The 24449-nt window shown below is 47.4% G+C and carries 18 protein-coding genes; 12 read left to right on the top strand and 6 right to left on the bottom strand.

Annotated elements, in window-relative coordinates; translation table 11 throughout:
* The first annotated feature begins 4 nt into the window (after positions 1-4).
* Positions 5-2143, top strand: coding sequence for a glycoside hydrolase family 97 protein (locus tag L0U89_RS10130; RefSeq protein WP_234861417.1), 2139 nt, complete (start codon positions 5-7; stop codon positions 2141-2143).
* A gap of 187 nt (positions 2144-2330) precedes the next feature.
* A complete protein-coding gene (locus tag L0U89_RS10125; protein ID WP_234861416.1) occupies positions 2331-3845 on the top strand; it encodes a glycoside hydrolase family 32 protein in 1515 nt (504 codons plus the stop codon).
* 32 nt (positions 3846-3877) lie between these two features.
* Here L0U89_RS10125 and L0U89_RS10120 read toward each other — a convergent pair whose 3' ends face one another.
* The 4 genes from L0U89_RS10120 to L0U89_RS10105 form a co-directional block, all read right to left on the bottom strand.
* Positions 3878-6727, bottom strand: a complete 2850-nt coding sequence (locus L0U89_RS10120; RefSeq protein ID WP_234861415.1) for a PD-(D/E)XK nuclease family protein — start codon at positions 6725-6727, stop codon at positions 3878-3880.
* Between the two features lie 200 nt (positions 6728-6927).
* Positions 6928-7434 (bottom strand): tellurite resistance TerB family protein, encoded by a 507-nt coding sequence (locus L0U89_RS10115; protein WP_234861414.1) that lies wholly within the window; start codon positions 7432-7434, stop codon positions 6928-6930.
* 111 nt (positions 7435-7545) lie between these two features.
* On the bottom strand, positions 7546-8937 hold the full coding sequence (locus L0U89_RS10110; RefSeq protein ID WP_234861413.1) for an MATE family efflux transporter: 1392 nt from the start codon (positions 8935-8937) through the stop codon (positions 7546-7548).
* 165 nt (positions 8938-9102) lie between these two features.
* On the bottom strand, positions 9103-11391 hold the full coding sequence (locus L0U89_RS10105; protein WP_234861412.1) for a patatin-like phospholipase family protein: 2289 nt from the start codon (positions 11389-11391) through the stop codon (positions 9103-9105).
* A gap of 189 nt (positions 11392-11580) precedes the next feature.
* Here L0U89_RS10105 and L0U89_RS10100 point away from each other — a divergent pair, with 189 nt between their 5' ends.
* From L0U89_RS10100 to L0U89_RS10075, 6 genes are all read left to right on the top strand, one after another.
* Positions 11581-12513 (top strand): cation diffusion facilitator family transporter, encoded by a 933-nt coding sequence (locus tag L0U89_RS10100; RefSeq protein WP_234861411.1) that lies wholly within the window; start codon positions 11581-11583, stop codon positions 12511-12513.
* Between the two features lie 216 nt (positions 12514-12729).
* Positions 12730-13341, top strand: a complete 612-nt coding sequence (locus tag L0U89_RS10095; protein WP_234861410.1) for a LytR/AlgR family response regulator transcription factor — start codon at positions 12730-12732, stop codon at positions 13339-13341.
* Between the two features lie 65 nt (positions 13342-13406).
* Entirely contained in the window at positions 13407-14618 is a 1212-nt protein-coding gene (locus tag L0U89_RS10090; RefSeq protein WP_234861409.1) for a dioxygenase family protein, read from the top strand.
* Positions 14619-14868: 250 nt separating this feature from the next.
* Complete coding sequence (locus L0U89_RS10085; RefSeq protein WP_234861408.1) at positions 14869-15486, top strand: L,D-transpeptidase family protein; 618 nt, start codon at positions 14869-14871, stop codon at positions 15484-15486.
* A 98-nt stretch (positions 15487-15584) separates the two neighbouring features.
* Positions 15585-17636, top strand: a complete 2052-nt coding sequence (locus tag L0U89_RS10080) for a M48 family metallopeptidase (RefSeq protein ID WP_234861407.1) — start codon at positions 15585-15587, stop codon at positions 17634-17636.
* A 125-nt stretch (positions 17637-17761) separates the two neighbouring features.
* Positions 17762-18229, top strand: coding sequence for a thermonuclease family protein (locus L0U89_RS10075; RefSeq protein ID WP_234861406.1), 468 nt, complete (start codon positions 17762-17764; stop codon positions 18227-18229).
* An 87-nt stretch (positions 18230-18316) separates the two neighbouring features.
* Here the strand turns inward: L0U89_RS10075 and L0U89_RS10070 are convergent, their stop codons facing one another.
* Positions 18317-19252, bottom strand: a complete 936-nt coding sequence (locus L0U89_RS10070) for a phytanoyl-CoA dioxygenase family protein (RefSeq protein ID WP_234861405.1) — start codon at positions 19250-19252, stop codon at positions 18317-18319.
* A 60-nt stretch (positions 19253-19312) separates the two neighbouring features.
* On the opposite strand from L0U89_RS10070, the gene L0U89_RS10065 reads away from it, so the two are divergent.
* The 3 genes from L0U89_RS10065 (at position 19313) to L0U89_RS10055 (ending at position 22749) form a co-directional block, all read left to right on the top strand.
* Positions 19313-19831, top strand: a complete 519-nt coding sequence (locus L0U89_RS10065) for a YdeI/OmpD-associated family protein (protein ID WP_234861404.1) — start codon at positions 19313-19315, stop codon at positions 19829-19831.
* 21 nt (positions 19832-19852) lie between these two features.
* Entirely contained in the window at positions 19853-21115 is a 1263-nt protein-coding gene (locus L0U89_RS10060; RefSeq protein WP_234861402.1) for a DUF819 family protein, read from the top strand.
* A 74-nt stretch (positions 21116-21189) separates the two neighbouring features.
* On the top strand, positions 21190-22749 hold the full coding sequence (locus L0U89_RS10055) for a glycoside hydrolase family 3 protein (RefSeq protein ID WP_234861401.1): 1560 nt from the start codon (positions 21190-21192) through the stop codon (positions 22747-22749).
* 56 nt (positions 22750-22805) lie between these two features.
* Here the strand turns inward: L0U89_RS10055 and L0U89_RS10050 are convergent, their stop codons facing one another.
* Positions 22806-23384, bottom strand: coding sequence for a DUF4136 domain-containing protein (locus tag L0U89_RS10050; protein WP_234861400.1), 579 nt, complete (start codon positions 23382-23384; stop codon positions 22806-22808).
* Positions 23385-23611: 227 nt separating this feature from the next.
* Here L0U89_RS10050 and L0U89_RS10045 point away from each other — a divergent pair, with 227 nt between their 5' ends.
* Positions 23612-24265, top strand: a complete 654-nt coding sequence (locus tag L0U89_RS10045; protein WP_234861399.1) for a metallophosphoesterase — start codon at positions 23612-23614, stop codon at positions 24263-24265.
* The last annotated feature ends 184 nt before the right edge of the window (positions 24266-24449 follow it).

Here is a 24449-nt window from a genome sequence, read left to right as displayed (position 1 = left end):
CTTCATGAAAAAGTACATAATACTCCATTTCATTTTCTTTCTCTTCCCAATATCAATTTGGGCACAAAACCTACAATCACCTGATGGCAACCTAATTCTAAGCTTCGAACTGAAGGAAGGCCATCCCACTTACCAACTGACCTTCAAAGGAAAAACCGTTATCAAACCCAGTCTTTTGGGCTTTGAAATCAAAAACCAGCCAAGCCTTTCCAATGGATTTTCGGTCACGAAAACAGAACAATCGACTTTTGACGAAACTTGGGAACCAGTTTGGGGCGAAGAAAAAACCATCCGCAACCATTACAACGAAATGGCCGTGACGCTTACCCAAGCCTCCACAGGACGCATACTTTTGCTCAGGTTCAGACTTTTTGACGAAGGCTTGGGATTCAGGTATGAGTTTCCCTCACAGGCCAAATTGGCGCATTTCGTCATTAGCGAAGAGCTGACCCAATTTGCCATGACAGGCGACCACAAGGCTTTTTGGATCGCGGGGGATTATGATACGCAGGAATACGACTATACGGAATCACGGCTTTCGGAAATCCGCGGATTGATGGAAAAAGCGGTCACCGCGAACCTGGCGCAGCTTCCTTTTTCCAACACCGGGGTACAAACTTCCCTCCAAATGAAAACCGATGAGGGACTGTATATCAATCTCCACGAGGCCGCATTGATCAACTATTCGACAATGCACCTTAATCTCGATGACAAGAATTTCATCTTCCAATCCTGGTTGACACCGGGCGCCAACGGTGAAAAAGTCTATCTCCAAACGCCCGCCAAAACCCCTTGGCGCACCATCATCGTCAGTGATGACGCTCGTGATATCCTTGCTTCCCGCATGACTTACAACCTCAACGATCCGAGCAAAATAGAAGACACCTCTTGGATAAAGCCGATGAAGTACGTTGGCGTTTGGTGGGAAATGATCACGGGAAAAAGTTCTTGGGCATACACAGATGAATTTCCGGCGGTGGAAATCGGCGTGACCGACTTCTCCAAAGCCAAACCCAACGGCAGGCATGGCGCCAATACCGCCAACGTAAAGCGACATATTGATTTCGCCGCCAAGCATGGTTTTGACGGCGTTTTGGTAGAAGGCTGGAATGTGGGCTGGGAAGACTGGTTTGGCAATTCCAAGGATTTTGTCTTCGACTTCCTCACACCCTATCCCGACTTTGACCTTGAGGGAATCCGCGACTACGCCAAAAGCAAAGGCGTGCAAATGATCATGCACCACGAAACCTCGTCCTCCGTTCGCAATTATGAAAGACACATGGATCGGGCTTATCAATTTATGAATGAGCACGGCTATCCGGCGGTGAAGAGTGGCTATGTGGGTTCGATCTTGCCCCGTGGCGACAACCACTACAGCCAGTGGATTGTCAACCACTATCAATATGCGATCGAAAAAGCCGCTGAGTACAAGATCATGGTCAACGCCCATGAAGCCGTCAGACCTACCGGCATTGCGAGAACCTGGCCAAACCTCATCGCCAACGAATCCGCTCGTGGAACCGAGTACCAGGCTTTTGGTGGCAGCAAGGCAAACCACGTGACGGTGCTTCCCTTTACCCGTCAAATCGGTGGGCCGATGGACTATACACCCGGTATCTTTGAAATGGATATCAGCAAGATCAATCCAAACAATAATTCTTGGGTCAATTCCACGATCGCCAATCAGCTAGCACTTTATGTGACGATGTACAGTCCCTTGCAAATGGCTGCCGATTTACCCGAACATTATGAGCGATTCCCCGATGCCTTCCAATTTATCAAGGACGTTGCCATCGATTGGGAAATCAGCAAATACCTCGAAGCCGAACCGGGCTATTATTTGACCATTGCCCGGAAAGCCAAGGGAACCGGGGAATGGTTTGTCGGCAATGTCAACGGCTATGAAAAGCGGACTTCTACTATAGGTTTCGACTTTTTGGAAGCTGGAAAGACTTATGTCGCGACCATTTATGCGGATGCTGCAGACGCACATTTCCGCAACAATCCCCAAGCCTATACCATCCGCAAAGTTGTAGTAACTTCCAAATCCAAACTTTCCCAGGCTTCCGCACCGGGCGGTGGCTACGCCATCAGCATCCGCGAAGCCAGCAAGGAAGAGACCAAGGGGCTGAAGAAGTTGTGATTCAGTTGGAGGAAAAAGACGTAGATTTTCTGCTTAGAGGATTGAAATCAAAGACAATAATAGAACCAAAAAAATGAACCAGAGGAAACAAAAGAACTCAGTTGCCGAAATTCATTTGTTTTCTTTTGCCTCTTTTGTGGTTGAAAAAAAAATGGAATCAAACTGAATAACACTCAAATCATTTCAAATGGCACGTTGTAACTTTATGGGTAGGCTGTTGGTGGGCATTGCCACGCTTTTTTCTTTTTCATGTTCCGAAAAGCCAACCGAGCAAACAAATAAGTCAGCGGCTTACTCCGAGCAATTTCGCCCACAGTTCCATTTCTCGCCACCTGCCAATTGGATGAATGACCCCAATGGCATGGTGTATTGGGAGGGAGAGTACCATCTCTTCTACCAGTACTACCCCGACAGCACTGTTTGGGGACCGATGCATTGGGGACACGCTGTTTCCAAGGACATGGTCCATTGGGAAAACTTGCCGGTGGCCTTGGCGCCGGATTCCCTAGGATATATCTTCTCGGGTTCGGCTGTGATGGATTTGGAAAATACGAGCGGGCTCGGCAGCAAGGAGAATCCGGCGATGATTGCCTTGTACACCTACCACGATCCGATTGGGGAGAAAAACGGTACTATCGACTTCCAGACCCAAGGCCTTGCTTACAGCCTCGACCGGGGAAGGACATGGACGAAGTATGCAGGCAATCCCGTCTTGAAAAACCCCGGCATCAGGGATTTCCGCGATCCAAAAGTCACTTGGTACCAGCCCGGCAGTGGTCCTGGGAAATGGATCATGGCTTTGGCTGCACAGGACCGTATCCAATTCTATTCCTCGCCAAACCTGCTGGATTGGTCGCTCGAAAGTGAATTCAATCCCCCTTGGGCAGCCTACGGCGGCGTTTGGGAATGCCCTGACCTTTTCCCAATCCGCAGTGATGCTGGAAAAGACAAATGGGTTTTGTTGGTTTCGATCAATCCCGGCGGGCCGCAAGGTGGGTCCGCAACACAGTATTTTGTGGGGGATTTTGATGGGAAAAATTTCAATCCGAACACGGACAAAACGCTTTGGATTGACCACGGCGCAGACAATTACGCCGGCGTCACTTGGTCCAATATCCCCGAATCCGATGGACGACGGCTGTTTATCGGCTGGATGAGCAATTGGCAATACGCCCAAATCGTCCCGACACATCCTTGGCGATCGGCGATGACGCTGCCAAGAAGCTTGGTTTTGGCTGAGAAAGAGGGAAACTTCCAACTACACTCCCAGCCTGCCCAAGAATTGGAATCACTGAGAACCAAAACGACAAAAATTTCCGGGTCACAAATAACATTTGAGGAGCCCTTGGTCGAACTTGAACTTATTCCCGAAGCGGGCGATTTCACAGTTACCTTCAGCAACCAAGCCGGGGAATCGGTCAAATTGGGGAAAAGTGGCGACAACTTCTTCTTCGACCGCTCAGCTTCTGGAAAGACGGATTTCCATGCCGAATTTGGCAAGGTGCATCATTTGCCACTGGAAGGAATCCAAATCCAATCCTTGCGAGTCTTTATCGATCAATCTTCGATCGAAGTGTTTATCAATGGAGGAGAGCGGGTGATGACGGAATTGGTATTTCCCAAGGAACCCTACACCCAACTGGCGCTTGAGGGATTCAAAGCGGATCAGGAAATTCATTACTTGAGTCGAATTTGGAAGTGAACCAAAAACCAGCTCAATCAAAGGATTCATACCTATCTCCCACAAATCACCTTATAAGGACAGTATTCACACTTTTTGACGATTTCGGTTTGGGAAAATGGAACGGACGGATCAAACAATTCCTCGAGTGTTTCCCTTAGCCCTATCTCATATGCTTGCGAAAAACCGCTGTAATCTTGTACCTCCTCATATTGAGCGCGACCAATCTTTAGCTGCAGGTACGGATTGAAGTTCTCCTCAAAAATCTGCCGAAAATTGAAGAGCGCGGGTTTGAGTGGAAAGGTGTTTTCCGGATGGGTGGTTTGGTACAGGAGCCCATAAAACAGCGTTTGGAATGCCGCTTTGTTGCGCTTTTCCTCCCCCCGGTCAAAAAGACTCTCGATACCCGAAAAGGATTTCTCATCCCTTCCGGATTTGTAATCAATCAGGCGAATTACCTCCCCTTTCCTGTCCACCCGGTCAATAAAGCCTTTGAGAGCAATATGCCTCCCATCCTCCAAGGCCACCGAAGCTTGGTATTTTTTCTCCATCGTCAACAAAGTAAATGGCGCATCTACCTCGTCCAAATCCAATATACGCTCAAGGTACTTCTGCATTACATCCCTGACGATAGCGAGTTGTCCACTTAGTTTGGTGTCAGCATGCTCGTCCAATCGGTAGAACTTCCGAATGCCCTTTTCAACCGCCGGGAAGACCCAGTATTTCTTCAAGTCTTCAAAATCACCGGGCTCCAAGGTATCCCTTTTCTTCCGCTCGATGAATCCCCCATACAAAAACTCCATACTGTAATGGGCTATGTTTCCAAACACGGAAGCATCCACTTCCTCGCTGATTTCCTCCTTTTCCTGGATTTTCGCGATTTCCTGAAAGTAAAATTTCAGCCTGCAATCCAAGTAAGCATTCAAGACAGAAGGCGAAAACGCCCGCATCGATTTAAAGTCTGACCCCACCAGAAACTCCTCTAAACTAGTCATGATGCCTGGCGATTTATCGATCAAAATGGCATCAGCTTTCTTTACCCCAACCGGAATAAAAACGGTCTGCTCCTGGATATCAGCCTGCATTTCCGTTTCCATTTGGAGGATATAGCGACTCTTTTCGCCAGCTTTTCCCTGTTCAGCATTGGTGCAGTATAGCATATGGACCTCCTCTGCGCGGTGGAGAAGCCGATAAATGGTATAGGCATAGATGGCGTCATTTTGCTCCTGCACGGGCAAGCCAAACGCTCTACGCAGATTAAATGGGATCATGGAATTGATGCCGCCTGATGGGGGGAAACTCCCCTCGTTCATATTGCAGATGATCAAGCGCTTGAAGTCCAAATTTCGTGACTCGAGCACGCCCATGACTTGCAAGCCTTCCAATGGTTCCCCTTCAAACGGCAACTTGACCTCTTGAAAAACCTGTCGAAAAAGCCGGATAAACAATTCCCTGTCCAAATCCAAGGCACCTTGCCCTTCAAAAATCTCCTTCAGTCTATTGAGTTGCCGGTAGCTTTGGTACAAATAGGATCTCTGTAGGGAATCGCCTTTCATTCCTTCTGCGAGCGATTGAATGACTTGCGAGAGGTAGGAAAACAAATCCTTTGAAGCGACTTGTTGGAACAATAGCCTAAAAAATGAACCTCCCTCGTGTAAGACGCGCTGCGGGATATAAATGAGGTTTTGCTCGACCATCTGTTGGAAAAGATCCTCGACAAACACTTGGTTTTGTTCCTTCAGATAGGGTGCTGCGAGGAGATTCCTTAACGGATTATGATAGAAAAACACCTCGCCCTCAACAAGCCTGATATACCGCTGCAATTCCAATACAGACTCCAAAAACGCATATACCGGCGAGTTTTTGACCGGATAGCCCATCGTCACGTTCACCTTTTGAACCTGCGGCGGCAAGGCATGAAGCAAGGGAAAAAGCAAACCCTCATCCGGCAATATGACAACCGTCTGCTCCCAATTTTCTTCAGGTCCGAGTTGTTCCAAAATGGCTCCTACGACATTTGCCTGGCTGGTTTTCAGGGGTGTCGCGTACACTTTGACCATATGCTTCCTCCCACCGATAAATTTTGGCAGTTCTTTGGGAAAGGTCGGTCCCAAAATCCTGTCATTGCGATAATCCCTAAAAAACAAGCCTGCTTCTTGCCTTTCATCCTCCACATAATATTGGTCCACATCCCAAAAAATCCTGGCCCCAAAACTGGACACGAAATGCTTCACCAATTTTTCCTCAGTTCGGGTAAAAGCATTGAAACCTATAAAGACAAAATGCTTATCAGGTCGCTCCAGCTTTTCCAAGCCTTCTGCCACCTGCCGATAAATCCGTCCCGAATAGGTCAAACCCGACAGTTCCAAGGCACTTTGAAAAGACTGGTAAAGCGGCCCGAGCAACTGCCAAAATTTGAGGAATTTCTCCTGATGCTTGCGGTCCTGTCGTTCGAATGAACGCCAAAACTGCCTAATCAACTCAATTTGGGCCGGCGTCAGGTACCCCAGATCAGATTCCAGCTCTTTGAGTTCGGAAAGCTGATGGTACAATTTTCCCGCATCGACCATAAATTGGTCCAAGTCGTTGAAATCCTTCAGGATCATTTCTCCCCAAAAATAAAACCTGTCAAATGCCTCGGGCTGCGGATGAATCTGTTGGTAAACCCGGTAAAGCTCAAAAATCAATGTCAAGTCATCCGCCGGTCGCTGTCCCGCCAATTGGAAAAATAAGTCCTCGATCGTTTTCACCTGTGGCATCCAAGTGGGCTTATCGATTAACTGGCCCAAATGCTGTGTGAAAAACAACCCCGCGCGTCTATTGGGCAGGACGAGTACCAAGTTGTGCAGGTCCTTGTAATCCCTTAAAATGACGGAAGCGGTTTCCTTCAAAAAACTTTCCATGAGTGTCGATGCTGTTAGAATTTAAATCAAAGGAATTTCTCCCGATCATAAAAATCAATGACAAAAGATGTCGTGGAAAAAATGGTTGACAAGGAAAGCAAGTTTGGACCAAAACCAAAAAATCTGAAGAAACCCGAGGCGCAGACTTTCTCAATAAATGAAAAAAGCCCCTCGGTTCGGATCAGAGGGGCTTTCTGTATTTATTCCAGTTTGATAAATTCCTTGAAGTAGGTTTGGAGTTTTTTGTATTCTTCATCATCGATCATGCCATCTTCCAATACAGATTCGATGATGCCGTATATTTCGTCAAAAGGCTTGGTAGTCCTGATTGGCGCATTGTCCGCAAGCCATTGCTTCAGCATGTGTAGCTCGTACTTGTTGATATCCCCGTCGGCCATGATTCCATAGCAAATCCCTTGTAAGAAATGAAGATCGGCCTTCAAGTCCACTGACAAGTTGAAGTAATACTCATACTTATTCAGGATTTGCTTCATTTCGCCGATTTCTTCAGACGTCACTTTTCCATCGGAGACGATTTTCAGGATCTTCTTATGAAAAAGACCAAAAACTTTCTTTTCCTCAGCAAGCTGCTGATGTGTTTGGCACCAAGATTTCAGCGCTTGGAATTCATTGGAACTGATTCTTCCGTCGGCCGCGATGCCTTCGAGCAGGCCTTTGAGATTGTTGTATGCGGTTTTATCTGCCATCTTTTTGAGAAAAATTGATCTATTTAAAACTAGGAATAAATGCTTCAAATTCAAAAAACATGTTTTTCCCGTCAGTGGATTTCGGCACTGTTTACCAAACCAATCGACCGCCTAAACATTGACCAACTTCCAATTGCCTTTTCTGAATACAACAGTACTGACTACCGCATGGAGCGAGTGGCTGACTGCTATCGCGGTAAAGACGCCATTTGCCCCCAGTCCAAGCGTCTTTGCCAACACATACGCAAAGGGAATCTGAAATCCCCAAAGCACCGCCAAATTGATGATCGTGGGGGTTTTGGTATCGCCAGCACCATTGAGCGATTGACTCATGACCATCCCAAATCCAAAAAACACATAGCCCAAGCAAATGATCGTCAAGCCCATCCTACCGACGTCGATGACGTCAGCTTGTTGGTTAAAAATGGAAATGAAGAATCCTGCACCCCCAATAAATACCACGGAGCAAAGCCCCAGAAATCCCGCAGCCAACTTGGCAGAAAACCAAGCAGAACGTTCTGCTTTTCCGGGTTGCAAAGCACCGAGATTTTGCCCTACCAAGGTCGCAGCGGCATTGGAAAGTCCCCAAGCAGGAAGCAATGCAAAGATAATGATACGGACAGCGATCGTATATCCCGCCAAGGCAACCGAACCTGAATCAGAAATAATCCGCATCAGGAAGATCCAAGACGCCGACTCGATAAGGAATTGCCCCATTCCACCTGAAGCAATTTTCAGGATTGACCAAACCGTCGCTAGTTCCAACTTGAGCGATTCCCAATAGAACTTGATGACCGAGCCACCATTGAACAAGACAAAGAATTGAAATACTACCCCAACTCCCCTACCGGTTGTGGTCGCCCATGCAGCACCCTCCAATCCCATTGCTGGGATCGGACCAAGCCCGAAAATCAAAATAGGGTCAAGGACCATATTTACGCCATTGGCGATCCAAAGCGCCTTCATGGCGACGGCCGCATTACCTGCGCCTCTAAAGATACCATTGATCAAAAACAGCAACATCACGAAGACGTTGCCGCCAAAAACGATTTGGGTATACCGGTAACCAGATTGGATCACCTCGGGCTCTCCTCCCATCAGACTCAGCAAAGTCTTGGCATGCCAGACGCCCAAAACCGCAATCGCAATCGCGAAAATCGAACAAACCAAAATGGCCTGAAATGCGGAAGTTGATGCTTCCTTTGGCTTTTTCTCACCAATTCGTCGCGCCACAATCGCTGTTGCCGCCATACTCAGCCCCATCGCAATGGAATAAATAATCGTCAATACAGACTCAGTCAAGCCGACAGTGGCAACTGCGTTTACCCCCAGCTTTCCTACAAAGAAAATATCCACCACTGCAAAAAGCGACTCCATCGCCATCTCCAAGATCATGGGGATGGAAAGATAAAAAATCGCTTTTTTGATACTGATTTGGGTAAAATCCTCCTCAAAGCCGCTAACGGCCAATTTGAAATGCTTTATGAATGATTTGATTGTCATGGAAATGAAGGTATAGCCTCAAAAAAAGGCAAGTGAAACAATGGTCCGCGAATGGATAATTCGGAACTTAAATGAGCGAGGTAAAATCGAAGACCTTCATAACCCCACAAAAGTCTGGGAAATTGTCAAAATATGCAATACAAAAATGGCTGATTTTCAATCGGATCAGCGATCCGCAAAATTGAAGGAATAGCCGACCGAAAGATAAAAGCGCACATTCTTGTCCACAGTATTGGTACTGATTCCACCCGTAATTGGGCCTAGCAAGGTTTTGAGCGTGATATCAGCCCCATACCCAAACAGGGCGTTGTCACCCAATTGGTCGAAAAATGCGGTCCCCCATTGCTCCAACGGGACGTGGTCGCTGAAGCTGGCAAGATTGAACCCCGTTCGGAAGTAAACCGTGGGTAAAGCCACATATTGCAGCTCAGCGCCGATTTTGCCAATATTCGCAGCATTGAATTCCCGATAATTCAAACCCCATACTCTGGTATCATTGAATCGAATCCGCTGATGTCCACCCGCGGAGAAATTGCTGAATATCTTGTTTTCGCTTTCACCTGACACGGTCAGACCCGTGGCCAGAGTCGGGACCACCTGAAATTTCCGGCTCAGGGGGAAATACTTGATATATTTGAAATAGAACGTCATGTACGGGCCGGGGGTAATTGAGTTGACCAAGGTCGGGATCAATTCAGCGGGAATAGGCAAAGTGCCTATTTCGGTGTCGAGGAACAGCGTGTCTACTCCCTCGTTCAAGTTGAGGCTAAATTTGTTCCCAAATTGAAACATGGGTTCCACAATAGACTCAGCGCCCCTTGTCGCGTAATTTCGGTCGTTGAGGGAGTTGCGGTAATACATGAAGCGAACACCCCAAAAGTTCCGAGCCGCATTTTTCACATCTTCGGGCGTGCGGACATTGAACCTAGAGCTGGACTTCTCATTTTCGTTCATCAAACCAATCACAAAAGTCTCTTTCAAAGATTGGGTGGACATGATATTTGCAAGAATCCTGCGTTCGCGGTTGATATTCTGGTCCACACTACGTCCATTTTCAAATACCGGGATTTCCTGGTTGAGGTATTCATAGCGAAGAAAGAGCGCATACTTCTTTTTCATCCCAAAGTACTTGTAGTAATCGAGTCTCAGTTTCGGATTTTCGGAGATATCCCCGACGACTACGGTTCGGGACGATTTTCCGATAAGATCGCGCATGGTCAGATTGAGCACCAAGCCCACAGAAAACTCATTGTCGTAGTGGAAAGAGGCAAAAAGGAGATTCTTGGGTTTTTCGCGTGTCCTGATTTGCAGGATATGCGAATCGTCCTCCTGTTTTATCAGGCTGTAATCGACTTTGTAAAATCCATTGATACCAAAAACACGGGATATGCCATCCCGCACTTGGTTTCTAGTAACGATGTCTCCCTCTTCAATGCCAAGCTTCGAGGTGATCAGGAGATCAGAAAAAAGCTTGTTCCCACTTACTTCGATTTTTGAAACATGTATAGGTTCGACCTCCAAGCCAATTCCAAGTGTAGGTCGATTGATACCCAAGCTATCGGCCAGGGCTTTGAATCTTTCGTAGTACTGCTGACCCGCCGCATCCCCAAGGCGCAGTATTTCATCATATTTTCCAAAACTCCCTGTGGAATTATTCTTCAAATCCGGTTTGATGTAGATGTCCGTATTCTTGATGTTATCTATCAACTTGCTATAGGACTTGGACATGGCAATCTGCATCAAAATCGCCGCGAATGACCCCAATTCCTTTGGGTCAATAAAATCCTCGTCACTGACATTCACGCCGATGACGATATCCGCACCCATTTCCCTGACCACATCGACTGGAAAATTATTGACGACTCCACCATCAACAGCTAGCGTACTGTCCATATCAAAGGGCGTGAAAAATGTCGGAATCGCCAAACTTGCCCTCAATGCATCCTGCAGAGAACCGCTTTTGATGACAATACCTTCGCCGTTTCTGACGTCCGTCGCGACGCAACGGAAGGGGATCGGAAGGCTGTCAAAGTTCTTTATTTCGTTGGCCGGCCAAGTGTAATAATGCAGCGTCTCGGCAAGCTTTTGCCCCTCTATCAATCCAGAGGGAAATCCCACCTTGGTTCCTACCACCGGCAACTCCACGATGTAGCGGTTGTAGTATTCCTTTTCCTCAAACGAAATATCATTGAACCCGACCCGATTGGACACGATCAGCTCCCAATCGGAGCTCCGGATGATGGCCTCCAATTCGTCGGCGCTGTAGCCAAGTGCATACATGCCACCGATGACCGAACCCATACTCGTCCCTACGATATAGTCGGGGCGGATCCCCGCTTTTTCCATATAGCGCAATACGCCCACGTGTGCCATACCCTTTGCACCACCGCCGCTGAGAACCAAACCTATTTTTGGCTCCTTCCCTTTTGTCCCCTGGGCCAAGACATTGGACATGCTGAATAAAATCAATAAGGAAACAAGCTGAAAAACAAACTTTATATTGGAGTAAATCATAAAAAGGACGCCAGGGATAGTTCAATTTGAAAATTCACTGAAAAAACAGAATTATCCAAAAGGAATCGGCATGCCAAGTAGCCAATCTGCGGAATTTTTTCTAAAATCAACATTCATTTCGCTCTATATATGTCCAACAACAACGTGTCCACCACAAACCACAGTAAAGAAAACAGCCTACTCCGCATATCGGTCTTTGGTGCACTCTTTTTTGCTGTGTTGGCGGTCATCTGGGGTGTGGTCGTCAACTCCAAGATTATCCTGTTCGATGGTATTTACTCCCTGATAAGCGTGGGGCTATCCTCTATCTCACTGATTACAGCAAGCTACATGCAAAAGCAGGACTTTGAGCGCTTTCCCTACGGAAAGGAAATGATCGAGCCCATTATCATTTTGGGAAAGTTCCTTGTCATCACGATCCTTTGTCTCTTCTCGTTCTTCTCCGGCTTTTCGACTTTTATTTCCGGAGGGCAAGAAGTCAACGCTGGTTCGGGCGTGGTTTATGCCTTTATTGCAACCGTCGGGTGCTACGTGGTGTACCTTTTTCTCAAGAAAAAAAGCAACTCCTCCGCCTCCGGTCTTGTGGAAGCCGAATCACAGCAATGGCTGATGGATACTTTCCTAAGCTTGGCAGTGTTCGCTGGATTTATGTTGTCTTTCGGCCTTGAGTTTACACCATTTGTAGGATATCAGCCGTACATGGACCCCATCATGGTCATGCTTGTCTCGGCCTATTTCCTCAAAGTCCCGATCCTAAACATGGGAAGGCAGATACGGGAGCTTGTCGACATGGCTGCCGATGACAAATACTATGACCTTTGCGACGAGATAGTCGAGGGCGTGGAAAAGAAATACAAGTTTCAGGAATCCTTTCTCCGTGTTTCCAAGTCGGGCCCAAAGCTGTTTATCGAGATCGACTTTGTTGTGTCTCCGGATGGCTGGCAACCGACACTGGCAGAACAAGATCAAATTAGGGAGGAAATCCTGTCCCAAATGAAGCCCATCAGCCTCAAAAAGTGGCTCAATGTGGCTTTTACCGGAGATCGGAAGTGGGCGGTGTAGTGTTTGGAACCGATTGAATGTAAATCTACATTGAGCATTTACCGCAGCATATCGAAATCAAAAAAGACTTTAGCTTTTGCGGTCCCAATTTTCATATGCATCCTCCTCACCCTCTCCTTCGACTATTGGGAGTCGAGATTTCAGCGACACTCCTACTATTTTTCTGAGTCATTCCTGTTCAGTAGTTTTTGGTGGCTCTTTATTCCGTTTTGGATTTTGCAGTTTCGCTTCGCAAAAAATGAAAACGTCCTGCTTTGGATACTCGGCCCAATTTTGGGACATGCGTTTGCCTACCCCGCTTTGGTTTGGTTGATTTCGGCCGTTTTCTTTCCACAAGCTTTTTCGTACTGGCAATCATTCCAATACGGTGTTCTGGAATATTATTTTGCGCTTTTGGCGCTCTACTCGTTACCAATCGGCTTTTTTCTTTTCTGGCAAAAAAGAAAACAGCTCAAAATCGATTCGCCGTTGGTCGCATATCCCGCTTCCTTGGTCGTAAAGGAAGGTGAACGCTATGTGCATATTGACACCAGACAAATCGCGTACCTCACTGCCAATCCCCCTTACACCAATATCCATGTGGGCGAAAAGAAATACCTCTTGTCCGAGACTTTGAAATCCCTATCCAGCAAGTTGGATCCCAATTTTTTTGTACGCATCCATAAGTCGACGATCGTCAACCTGGCCTTTGTAAAGTCCCATCAATCAAGGCAAAATGGTGACTATGACGTCTCACTCAAGGATGGCACAATGCTCCGCCTCAGTCGCAACTATGTAAGGGGATTTAAAAGTACGCTGGAAACCACCCCACAGGATACCGCATCCTAGCATCGTGTTGCCGTATTTCTTTTGTTTTTTACTGCGAATGGGCGCTTTTTCGAGAAAAAAACAAAATGAGAAAGTGCATAGCCTTCTTGGCAAACCTATTTCTGCCATTCATAATCATCGGCTGCCAAGCCCAACAAAACCAGCATCAAACTTCATCCACGCAATCTGAAAATCCAATCGACATTGTCGGTGGCGGCTGCGATGGCTGCGAACTGATGTACATCGGCATGCCAGAAAACATCAACGCCGTCGATACCAGCGCAGGATGGTACGAAAAAGGCCAAAAGTTGCTTGTGACGGGCACGGTTTTCCAGATTGACGGAAAAACGCCCGCGGCAAACATTATCCTCTACTATTGGCATACGGACAAGGATGGGTATTATTCCCCCGGTAAAGGGATGCATCCAAAAGCCAAAGAGCACGGCCATATTCGGGGCTGGGTCAAGACCGATGCAAATGGGCACTACGCGATCTACACCCTGCGTCCAGCCCCCTATCCCAACGAAAACCTGCCGGAGCATATCCATCTGTCGATCCGGGAACCGGATGTGGCCAACGCGTATTATCCTGACGACATCGTCTTTGATGACGATGCCTTGCTGCTGCCTGCTTTGAAAAAGAATCCCCCGGAAAATCGATGCGGAAGCGGAATCGTCCGAGTCTTGATAGACAGAGATTTGCAGGTTGCGGAACATGACCTAGTCTTGGGCCTCAACATTCCGAACTATCCCAAAAAGCCAGCCATTGAAATACAATCGGGTCTCAATATAGGCGAGGACCAACCGTCCTTCATTCCTTTCCATGCGTATGGACCGGACAAAGGCAGCCAAGCATGCCCCGTCTGCAAATATGGGCGGTATCATGGTATCCTCTATTTTGTGGGGGAAAACCCAAATTGGGAGGATATCAAAAAATGGCTGCGATTCCTCGAAATGGAAAGCATCCGCCGGCAACAATATCTCAAAGCCTACTTTGTCTATGGAAACCCTCAGTCATTCGACAAAAAAGCGAGACAAACCGAGCTTGAAAACCTCGGCAAGGAACTCGGGATCCAAAAAACAGCCCTGACATTTGTACCCTCATTCTCTGATGCGGCTACCGAAGCCCATTTGAACCAAATCAATCCAGCCGTTTCCAACACCTTTGTGGTTTACAAAAACCGCAGCATCGTTGACAAGTTCATCGATCTCTCCCCCACACCAGAAAACTTCCAACTGCTTTCAGCCGTGCTGGACAAGACCAGGGGCGCCTTTTTCAGACTGGAGGGAATTCATTGATGGATTAAATCCATTTTATCAAGCAACAGCCGTCGAGAGCGCCGGCACGGACCGATTAAGGGATTGATTTTTAGTCGGAAAAGATTGTGGGCAAAGGACGAGGATTTTAAATTTGAAAGTATCCCATTTACTAATCACCCATTCCATGAAACGGTATGCTTTTTCGACAGGGATTGTTTTGCTCGCAGCAGGGGCCTTTTGGCATTACGGGCGGGGGTTCTGGCATCCGTTTCTCAAAAAATATTCAAAAATGGAAACCATAGAATCCATCAAAACGCGGTATGAAACCGAAGTATGGCAACGCCTTGAGCCTTCGCTCTCCCAAATCGCCATCAACGATTGGCCGGAAAAGTTGGTCTTGATCGGCCTGAAAGAGGAGCGGATACTCGAGGTCTGGACTGAAAAAGCGGGAAAATGGATCCAGATCAAAACTTATCCTTTTACGGCCTTCAGCGGAAAATTGGGTCCAAAACTGCGTGAGGGCGACCGGCAGATTCCGGAAGGCATATATGAAATCGAATACCTCAACCCCAACAGCACTTACCACCTTTCCCTGAAAGTCAACTACCCCAACGCATTTGACCTGCGCAGGGCGGAGTCCGATGGACGCAGCAATCTGGGCGGCGATATATTCATCCATGGCAAATCCGTCACCATCGGCTGCATCCCTATCGGTGACGCGGCGATCGAGGAAGTGTTTCTTATGGCCGCAAATGCACGCAAAGGGAAAATCGAAGTGATCATCGCCCCTAGGGATTTCCGGAAAGGCGAGGATTTTCCTGAGATCGAGGAGTTAGGATGGACAACACAGCTCTATCCCGAAATCGCCGATAAACTTCAGCAATTCCAGGTGCTGGACCCCCATTGAATCTTTTTACCAAAATCTAAAATTTAGAAACTCATTTTTTAGGAATAGTCAAATTCGCCTCTTATTTTGGAAAACTAATTCTACCCATTCCAAGCACCATGCATTCCATCGACATCCCGGTTTCGGCAGCCTTCAAGGCACAGACCACCAAGGCCGTTCTAGCAATTGTGGTTTTTCTGGTTTCTTACACGATCCTTTTCCTTTTCGCCATTGGTCTGGCCGGCATTTGTGTGTACGCCGGACTCGCAATCATCGTGTCCCATCCAAGCTTTCTCACAATCGTCTTGGGACTGGGACTGGGCAGTTTGGGAGTTTTTGTGCTGATATTCCTGATGAAGTTCCTCTTCAGCAGTAAAAAATTTGACCGCTCCCATTTAGTGGAAATCCAACGTGCTGATCATCCGGAACTCTTTGGAATGATCGATGAAATCGTCCAAAAAGTAGGTACCAATTTCCCGAAGAAGGTCTACCTCTCTTCGGATGTAAATGCGAGTGTATTCTACGATTCCAACTTCTGGAGTATGTTTCTCCCAATCCAAAAAAATCTCCAAATCGGTTTGGGTTTGGTCAATTCACTGACCAAGTCTGAACTGAAGGCCGTCTTGGCACACGAGTTTGGACACTTTTCCCAAAAATCCATGAAAGTGGGCAGCTATGTTTACCATGTCAACCAAGTAATTTTCAACCTGCTTTTTGAAAATGACGGCTATGAGAAAATGATAGAAAGATGGGGTAACATCAGCGGATACTTCAGCATCTTCAACTTCCTGGCAGTGAAGATTGTCAAAGGCATCCAGTGGATTCTGGGAAAACTCTACGGTTTGGTCAACAAGACCTACATGGGACTCTCCCGGGAAATGGAATTCCATGCCGACCAAATCGCAGCGCTTGTTGCCGGTTCGCAACCAATGGCCAGTGCGCTCATGCGGATTTCATTGGCGGACAGTTCGCTAGGGGCTGTTTTCTCCCTCTACGACCTGAAGAAAAACGATCATATCGTAAGCAAAAACGTATTCCCGGAGCAAACAAGGGTGATGAATTTTCTGGCCGAAAAAAACCAAGTCCCCATCAAGGCGGGATTTCCACAGGTGGCACTCGAAGAATGGAACCGCCTGAATCGATCCAAGTTGGTCATCAAGGACCAATGGGCGTCGCACCCGAGTACCGAGGACCGTGTGGAAGAAATCGAAAAGACAAATGCCAAACCAGGGCAAGTGGACCACCAGCCTGCCAATGGCCTATTCAGGAATGTCCAGCAGCTTCAGCAGCAACTCACACAAAAAGTATTTGAAGGGTTTGTGGATAACAATAAACAGGTATTCCTTTCGGCGGAGGATTTTTGGATGTCGTATCAAGAGGATTACTCCCAAAATTCCTACCCAGAGCTATTTCTTGGCTATTATGACCACCACAATCCGACGGTGATCGATCCGGATTCATTGCCGCACAAAGAAGGTAAACAGGATTTTGAGTCGCTTTTTGGGCAAGAAATTTTGGAAATAGCCAAAGAGAAGTCAGCGATGGAAAATGACCTCGTAACGCTTGGCCACATCAAGGATGGTAACATCGAGCTTAAAACCTTTGACTATGATGGCAGAAAATATCAGAAAAAGGATGCAGACGCACTGATCGATGAGTTGAGGAGGAGGATAGATGAAGCGACTTTGAAACTCGAAGAAAACGACAAAAAAATCTACGCCCATTGTTTGGCAAAAGAGCTTGGTACAGGTGAAGAACCGAAGTTTGCGACCTACTATAGGGAATACACAGATTATGAAAGAGGCTACGCCGAGAAGTTTGACGTTTTTGCCCAAGTAAGCAATGCGGTACAATTTGTCAATGTCACGACACCATTTGAACAGATTCAGTCCAACTTCAGAAGCATGATGCCGCTGGAAGAATCCCTGAAAAAGGAGATTAACTGGTTATTGGACTTGGAAATCATGGTAAAAGAGATCAACCCGGAACACAGGGAATCGCTCAACCGGTTTGCGACGGGGAAATGGACCTATTTCACGGGCAGTGCCTACCAAGAATCCCAGTTGAATCTGCTTTTCGAATCCATGAACCTTTATGCCCACTATCTGTACAGGGGACATTTTCTCTTGAAAAAGAAGCTGTTGATGAAAATGGAATCGCTTGGTTTTTGAACCTTCTGCAATTCAAACCGCTAGGCTTTATCTTGATTTTTTTCAAGAATTCAGAAAACGTACTTTCGTGTCTTAACAAACCACAATCGAAGGAGAAAATGCGGGATTTCGGCAATTATGTATTTGTGAGACAGAAAATCGGGATACTCCTTACTTGCTTCCTGCTTTTTTCGTTTCAGAATTCAGTTGCCCAATTCCTCCCGGTCACCAAAGTTGTCGACGGGGATACGTTTTGGGTCAAAAGGTCCAATGGAAAAGAGGAAAAAATCCGCCTGATCGGTGTCGATGCACCTGAATCCCGGAAAACGGGCAACAAAGATGTCGGCTACTACGGCAAAGAAGCCAAAGCCTATCTCGAAAAGCTCCTCCTCGGCAAATCCGTCCGCCTCGAATATGACGTCAGCAGGACCGATCGGTACAAACGAACTCTGGCCTACGCCTACCTGCAAAACGGCACGTTCCTCAACGAACACCTCATCCGGGAAGGCTATGCGATGACACTCACCGTCCCGCCCAACGTGAAATACGCCGAGCGCTTTGCCAAGCTCCAAGCCGAAGCGCGTCAAAAAAAGAAAGGACTGTGGGGGAAATAACTGACGGGCAGTTATTGACAGGTTTATCCCCAAGACGAGGCTTTGCAAACACCACCTATCTCGTACTTCAAACTTCGTAATTCGTACTTAAGGCTCCCAGTCCTCCAAACCCAACAACTTCTTCCCCAGATCACTCAATTCCGCCACGGGAAAACGCTTTTCCCGCTGCATGGGATCGCCGGGGAAGGCATATCCTTTCAGCGCTTCCCGGTTTTGCCAGCTTTGGATGCGCCAATCCCGAAGCGCTTGATTCTCGGGTTCGGCGGGCATCATGGAGATGTATTGGGCAATCCGCACCTTGTCTGGGCTCCTGTTTTCGCGTATGCCATGGGGTAGTTGGGAGTGAAAAATCAATAAGTCTCCGGCTTGCAGCGGCACTTTTGTCAACCTTTGTCCGCTCACATCTGGTTGGAAATATTTCCAATCCGCAGGCTGCGTTTCGCGCCAAGCCTCAAAATCCCGGTAGATCTCCGGGATGCACTGGAAGCCTCCCATGTTTTCATCGAGTTGGTCATTGAGCGCCAAGACTCCCTGTACATTTTGCGGCTTGGTCTCGGGGTCATAGTCCCAATGGATAAAGCCCTTGTATTGGTAATCCTTGCGAATCGGAAAATTCAAATTGGCGCGGTCGATGGTAACCCAAAGCTTCTCCGTCCCCCAAACGTCCGCGAAGGCCGCATGGACCTTCGGATTTTGCCGGTTGTCCCAAAGGTATTGGTGGTGGTATACCTCCACCATTCCCGTATTGACCAATTCCGACATTTCCATGTCCGGGACAGTCTTTCTATACCAGGTATCGGGGTTTTTCGGATCCTTGCCTTCATAATCCCACAAAAAATCCGCCGTTCGAGCGGCCTGTTTTTTCGGAATTACGCCGGGGATGACCACATACCCATTTTCCTTCCAAAAATCCCAATCCTCCTTTTGCAGCAAACGCAAAAAACCGGCTTGGCTTCTATCCAAAAAACCGGAATTGCTACTTTTTGAAATCGAATAATTGGAGTCGGGGCTATTTGGGTTCATGGGTTTTGGGTTTTTTATATTCCTGAAAATAAGCGAAATTCCAGCATTTCCCTCCAAACCATGCAGCAATTTCAATCGACTCTGGAAAATTTCAACACAAAACTCTGGCAATACCATGTACCCATACCCGATGAAATTGCAGAAGGCTTGATAGAAGGAGACAATAAGCGGGTGATTTGCCACCTCGCCCAAAAGGTAAAATTCCCTGCCGCGTTGATGAAGACCAAAGAATACTGGTTTGTCCTCGTCAATAAGGGCAACCGTGAAAAGGCCGGAATCGAAGAAGGACAGAAAGTCGAGGTTGCATTGGAAAAAGACCATTCTGAATACGGACACGAAATGCCTGAGGAACTCCAGGTACTTCTGGACCAGGATGAAAAGGGCAGCGATCACTTTTTTGCCTTGACAAAAGGAAAACAGCGTGCGTTGATTTATCTTGTTGGAAAGGTCAAGAACAGCAATTCCCGCCTCAACAAGTCCTTGGCCATCATCGAGCACCTCAAGGAAGTAAACGGTAAAATTGACTTCCGGAAGCTAAACGACAAGATCAAATATTACAACAACCTTAACTTTGGCTAATCCCTCCATACCGACACCCCTATGGGCATCCTGCTGATTACCCTGCTTCTTTTCTATGTCCTCATGCCAATGGGGATATTGTATGCTTGCCGCCGCTGGTCATTTCTTGACAAACTCGGGCCGGTCATCATCGCCTACATCATCGGTATTATTTTGGGAAACGCAGGCATTCTGCCCAGTATGGGCAATTATCTCCACGAGCAAATGGTCAATAGACCCGATCTTGGCCTTCCCGAAGTAAAGGAAATGTTGGAAACGGGTACGGTCACGGATTCGGAAGTACTAGCATTTAGGATTTACAAGTTAAAGGACATCCTCATTAGCATCAGCATATTACTGGCGATTCCTTTGATGCTGTTTTCAACGAACGTTCGCCAGTGGAAGGAGATGGCGGGAAAAACGGTGACCTCTCTGTTTTTGGGACTCTTTTCCATCATCGCTGTGGTCACGGCCGGTTACTTTTTGTTTAGGGGCTCGGGCCTGCATGAGCTGTGGAAAATATCCGGCTTGCTGGTCGGCGTATACACAGGTGGCACGCCTAACCTCGCGGCGCTGAAACTTGTACTCGACGTTGACTCGGATACCTATATCTTGGTACATACCTACGATTTGATAGTGGGGGTCGCCTACCTTTCTTTTGTGCTTTCGGTGGGTCCGCGTTGGTTCAGAAGAATTCTTCCGCCGTTCCCAACAAAACTGATTCCGGTGTCCATAACGCCGACCGAAAAGACGACATCTTTCTTTTCTGTCTTGGAGAAAAATTCCCTGCTTCCGCTCCTGAAAGCCGTCGGAATATCCGTCTTGATTGTTGCGCTCGGCGTGGGTCTCGGGGAATTGGTCCCCAAAAACATCCAAATGGCGGCCATCGTACTCGGAATCACGAGTTTGGGTATTTTGACATCCTTTATCCGGTCGATCAACAAGATCGAAAACACCTTCGAAACAGGCATGTACCTGATCCTGATTTTCAGCATGGTGGTGGCCTCCATGGCTGATATCAGAAATTTGACAAGCATTTCACCCGCCCTATTGGGCTATATCGCCCTGGCTGTTTTTGGATCTTTATTTCTTCACCTCTTGCTCTCCAAATTATTCAAAATCGACGCCGACACCGCTTTGATAACCTCAGTGGCCATGGTCTGCTCGCCACCCTTTGTCCCGCTTGCAGCCGCTTCCATGAAAAACAGGCAAATCCTCATTTCCGGCATCAGTATTGGCATCATTGGCTATGCGGTCGGCAATTACCTGGGATTCTTGCTGGCGAATGTGTTGCAGCAGTTTTGATTTTCTTTTTTTGTTTTCCAAATAGATTGTCGATCACAAAAACATTCCCTTGATTCGAACTCTGAAATATTCCCATGGATCAAAAGCACAAAATCGCCCAACTCTTTTCCCCTGCCGCCTTTATCCACGACACGGAGGAGAATATCCAAGCCATGGAGGCTTTGGTAAGAGAGCAAAAAATCGGAGGCATCACCTTTTTCCATAGCCGCCACAGCGCCGCCGCCAACTTTGAAAAACGCCAAGAAACGCTTTCCTACAAAAACACCCTGGAAAAACTGCAGACGCTGATTACACGCTACCAAAAAGCGGCAGAAATCCCGTTACTGATCAGCATCGACGCGGAGTTTGGGCTGGCGATGCGTGTCGAAAAGACCCCGCAATACCCCTACGCTATCAGCTTGGGGGCCATGCCGATAGAATCGGATGACTTGGTCGAGGAAGTGGGTTATCGGATTGGGAAAGACCTGCGCCAATGCGGCATCCATGTCAATTTCGCCCCGGTCGCGGACATCAATACCAACCCCAAAAATCCCGTCATCGGTTACCGCTCTTTTGGCACGGACCGCGAAAAAGTCAGCCGATTTGCCCTGGCCTATTACAGGGGATTGAGAAAAGCGGGGATCGAGGGCAGTTTCAAGCATTTTCCAGGCCATGGTGACACAGATGTAGACTCACACCTTGGCATGCCCGTCATCCAAAAGTCGAGAGAACAGTTGATGCAGGAAGAGATATTCCCCTTTTTGCAAGGAATCAAGGCAGGTGTCGGGATGGTCATGGTCGGGCACTTGGCTGCGCCGGCATTGACCCAAGGAAAAAATATTCCCGCGTCCATCAGCCGTGAAATCATTACAGATTTTCTGAAAACCGAATTGGGATTCAATGGCATCGTGGTCTCCGATGCGCTGAATATGAGGGCGATCAGCAACCTATTTCCGAGACCGGGTGAACTGGAATGGAAGGCTTTCGAAGCCGGAAACGACCTGCTTTGCTTTTCGGAAAATGTACGGGAAGGCATTGACTGGATCGCCCAACACGCGCATCCCGCAGAAATCGAGGCAAGCTTCGAAAAGATCATGACCCTAAAAAAGAAATTGGGCCTTTTTGACGAAAAACCAATCACAAGCATTGACTTTGAATGGGAAGATTACCGGGCATTTTTGGAACGATTAGCTCCGCAATTCCTGAGCGTAGTCGTGGACAAGGGCCTTCCATTGAGCGGTAAAATGGCCAAACTTTCAATACAAGAACCCGAGCAAAACCTGTTTTTCAATACCATCGACGCACATTCCCCCTGTCCAACATTCATCTTGGACGATAGCGAAATGGATATCTCAGAGGAATTGGACAATTATGATTGGGTGCTCGTCAGCCTGTTTGTGCCCTCCGCCAAACCTGTCAACAACTTTGGGCTGGATCTTCATCTGTTGGAAAGACTTTCAACAATCGCTTTGAAGAAACCATGCGTGCTCTACCTTTTTGGCAATCCACTTTCCCTTCCGAAAATCCCAAACCATTCCGATTTCCACAAGATCGTCTGCGCCTTCCAACAGTTCCCCGCATGCCAAAACGCCGCCGCACAGCATTTTCTTGGTCAAATCCAAGCACAAGGTTCTTGGAAACAAAAGAAGGATTGAAAAAAAAAGGGGATGGCTTTGCTACCATCCCAACATACGTTGCAAACTCAATCCTGCTAATTCCTTGTCAACACCTTGAATTGGTCCATCACGCGATAGGTAGCCTTGGTGATTTCGGTATTCACCTCGGGCGACATAAAATCAAAGCTCGCTGCAGTATATCCCTGCCAAATCGTGTTGCCACGCTTGTTGTCAATCACGTAAATCACCAGCATGCCGCTATTGTCCGTGAACTTCACGCGGTTATAGTTCTCGTCTTTCTCACGCTGTTCGCGCTCCTCCTCTTCAGTAAGTTCGACGTACTCGCTCCTTCTTTGCAGCCAGTAATCAAAATTTGGCTGATCATACCCCCTGTATTTAACCGTGTCGGTAAAGATCTTGTAATTGATCAACAAGTCGGGTTTTTCACTGTTTTCCCGGAAACCTTGGGAACCTAGTCGATTGGTAATCGTCTTTTCGATGGTCTGATAATAGGCACTTGACTCGGGGAAAGGGTTGTTGACAAAACCGAAAGTTTTGTACCGTTTGAAATTACCGGAATAATTAAAGTCAAATTCGGCAACATAGTCTTTTTGGCTCATGCAGGCCATGGACAGGGCCACAAGCAGGGCAAAGGAAAAGATTCGATTTTTCATATTCAACAACTTTAGAGACTGTTTGGCACGTTTCAGTAATTGGGGAAAAACAATTTTGGAATCCCAAGACTTCAGGAAAACCTATCGTTGACCAAAAATGTTTTTCAGGTGTAGAAATTTGAACATCAGACTATTATAGTCAATTTATCGACTCGGGTCAAGCAATTTGAAGGATTCGTTTGTGAGAATTAATGAGCCCCCGATCCGGGAAAAAATCAAAACCAAAAATGGACCTATTTATCGTCGGCGACGTGCATGGTTGCCTGAACACATTTATCAAACTTCTGGAAAAATGGAATCCCCGAGAGGAGATTTTAATCCAGTTGGGTGACCTCGTGGACAGGGGCAACCATTCTCCTGCTGTGCTGCGCCTTGCGTTTGAACTCGAGCAAAACTTTCGGGCTGAAACGGTATTTCTCAAGGGCAACCACGAACTCATGATGCAGGAGTATCTCTCCGACCCTGTTGCCGGAAAAAACTGGCTGAACAATGGCGGCAGTCAGACACTTTTTCAATTTGACCAAGCGGGGGTGGACCCGGACCATTATTCCAGTTGGATTCTCAACCTACCGCTCTATTGGGAAACCGAGTACGTCTTCATTTCCCATGCGGGCGTATCGGGTTTTGCCCCACTCGATAACCCACGACATCCAGATGGACTGCTTTGGAACCGCAAACCGCTCCGCGATGTCGGCAAGCTGCAGGTCATCGGCCATACGCCCCGCTGGAACGGAGAGCCACAGTTTTTCCCCGAATCCAAAGCTTGGAACATCGACACTTGTGCTTATGGCGGCATCTGCCTCAGCGCCCTCCGCCTATCCATAACCGGGCAATTCAAGGAAATCATCTCCGTGCCGACGGATGAACGGGATGTGGGGTGAGAGGATGGGGGGAAGGGAATTAGAGATTTCATGCATTCCATAACTTTTGGGTTCGACGGTCAAATCCTGAAATAAGTTGACACAAAACATGTCAACTATGGAAGAAGAATCAAAAAAAGAGGAATTAAAAAAGTACAAGACGGGTCGTCTGTTTCGGGAGGGTTTCAAGGTATCGGTGATAACG

Source organism: Mariniradius sediminis, from assembly GCF_021491425.1.
Classification (GTDB): domain Bacteria; phylum Bacteroidota; class Bacteroidia; order Cytophagales; family Cyclobacteriaceae; genus Mariniradius; species Mariniradius saccharolyticus.
The sequence above is the reverse complement of the archived record's forward strand: the minus strand, read 5'-3'. Positions and strand labels throughout refer to the sequence as shown.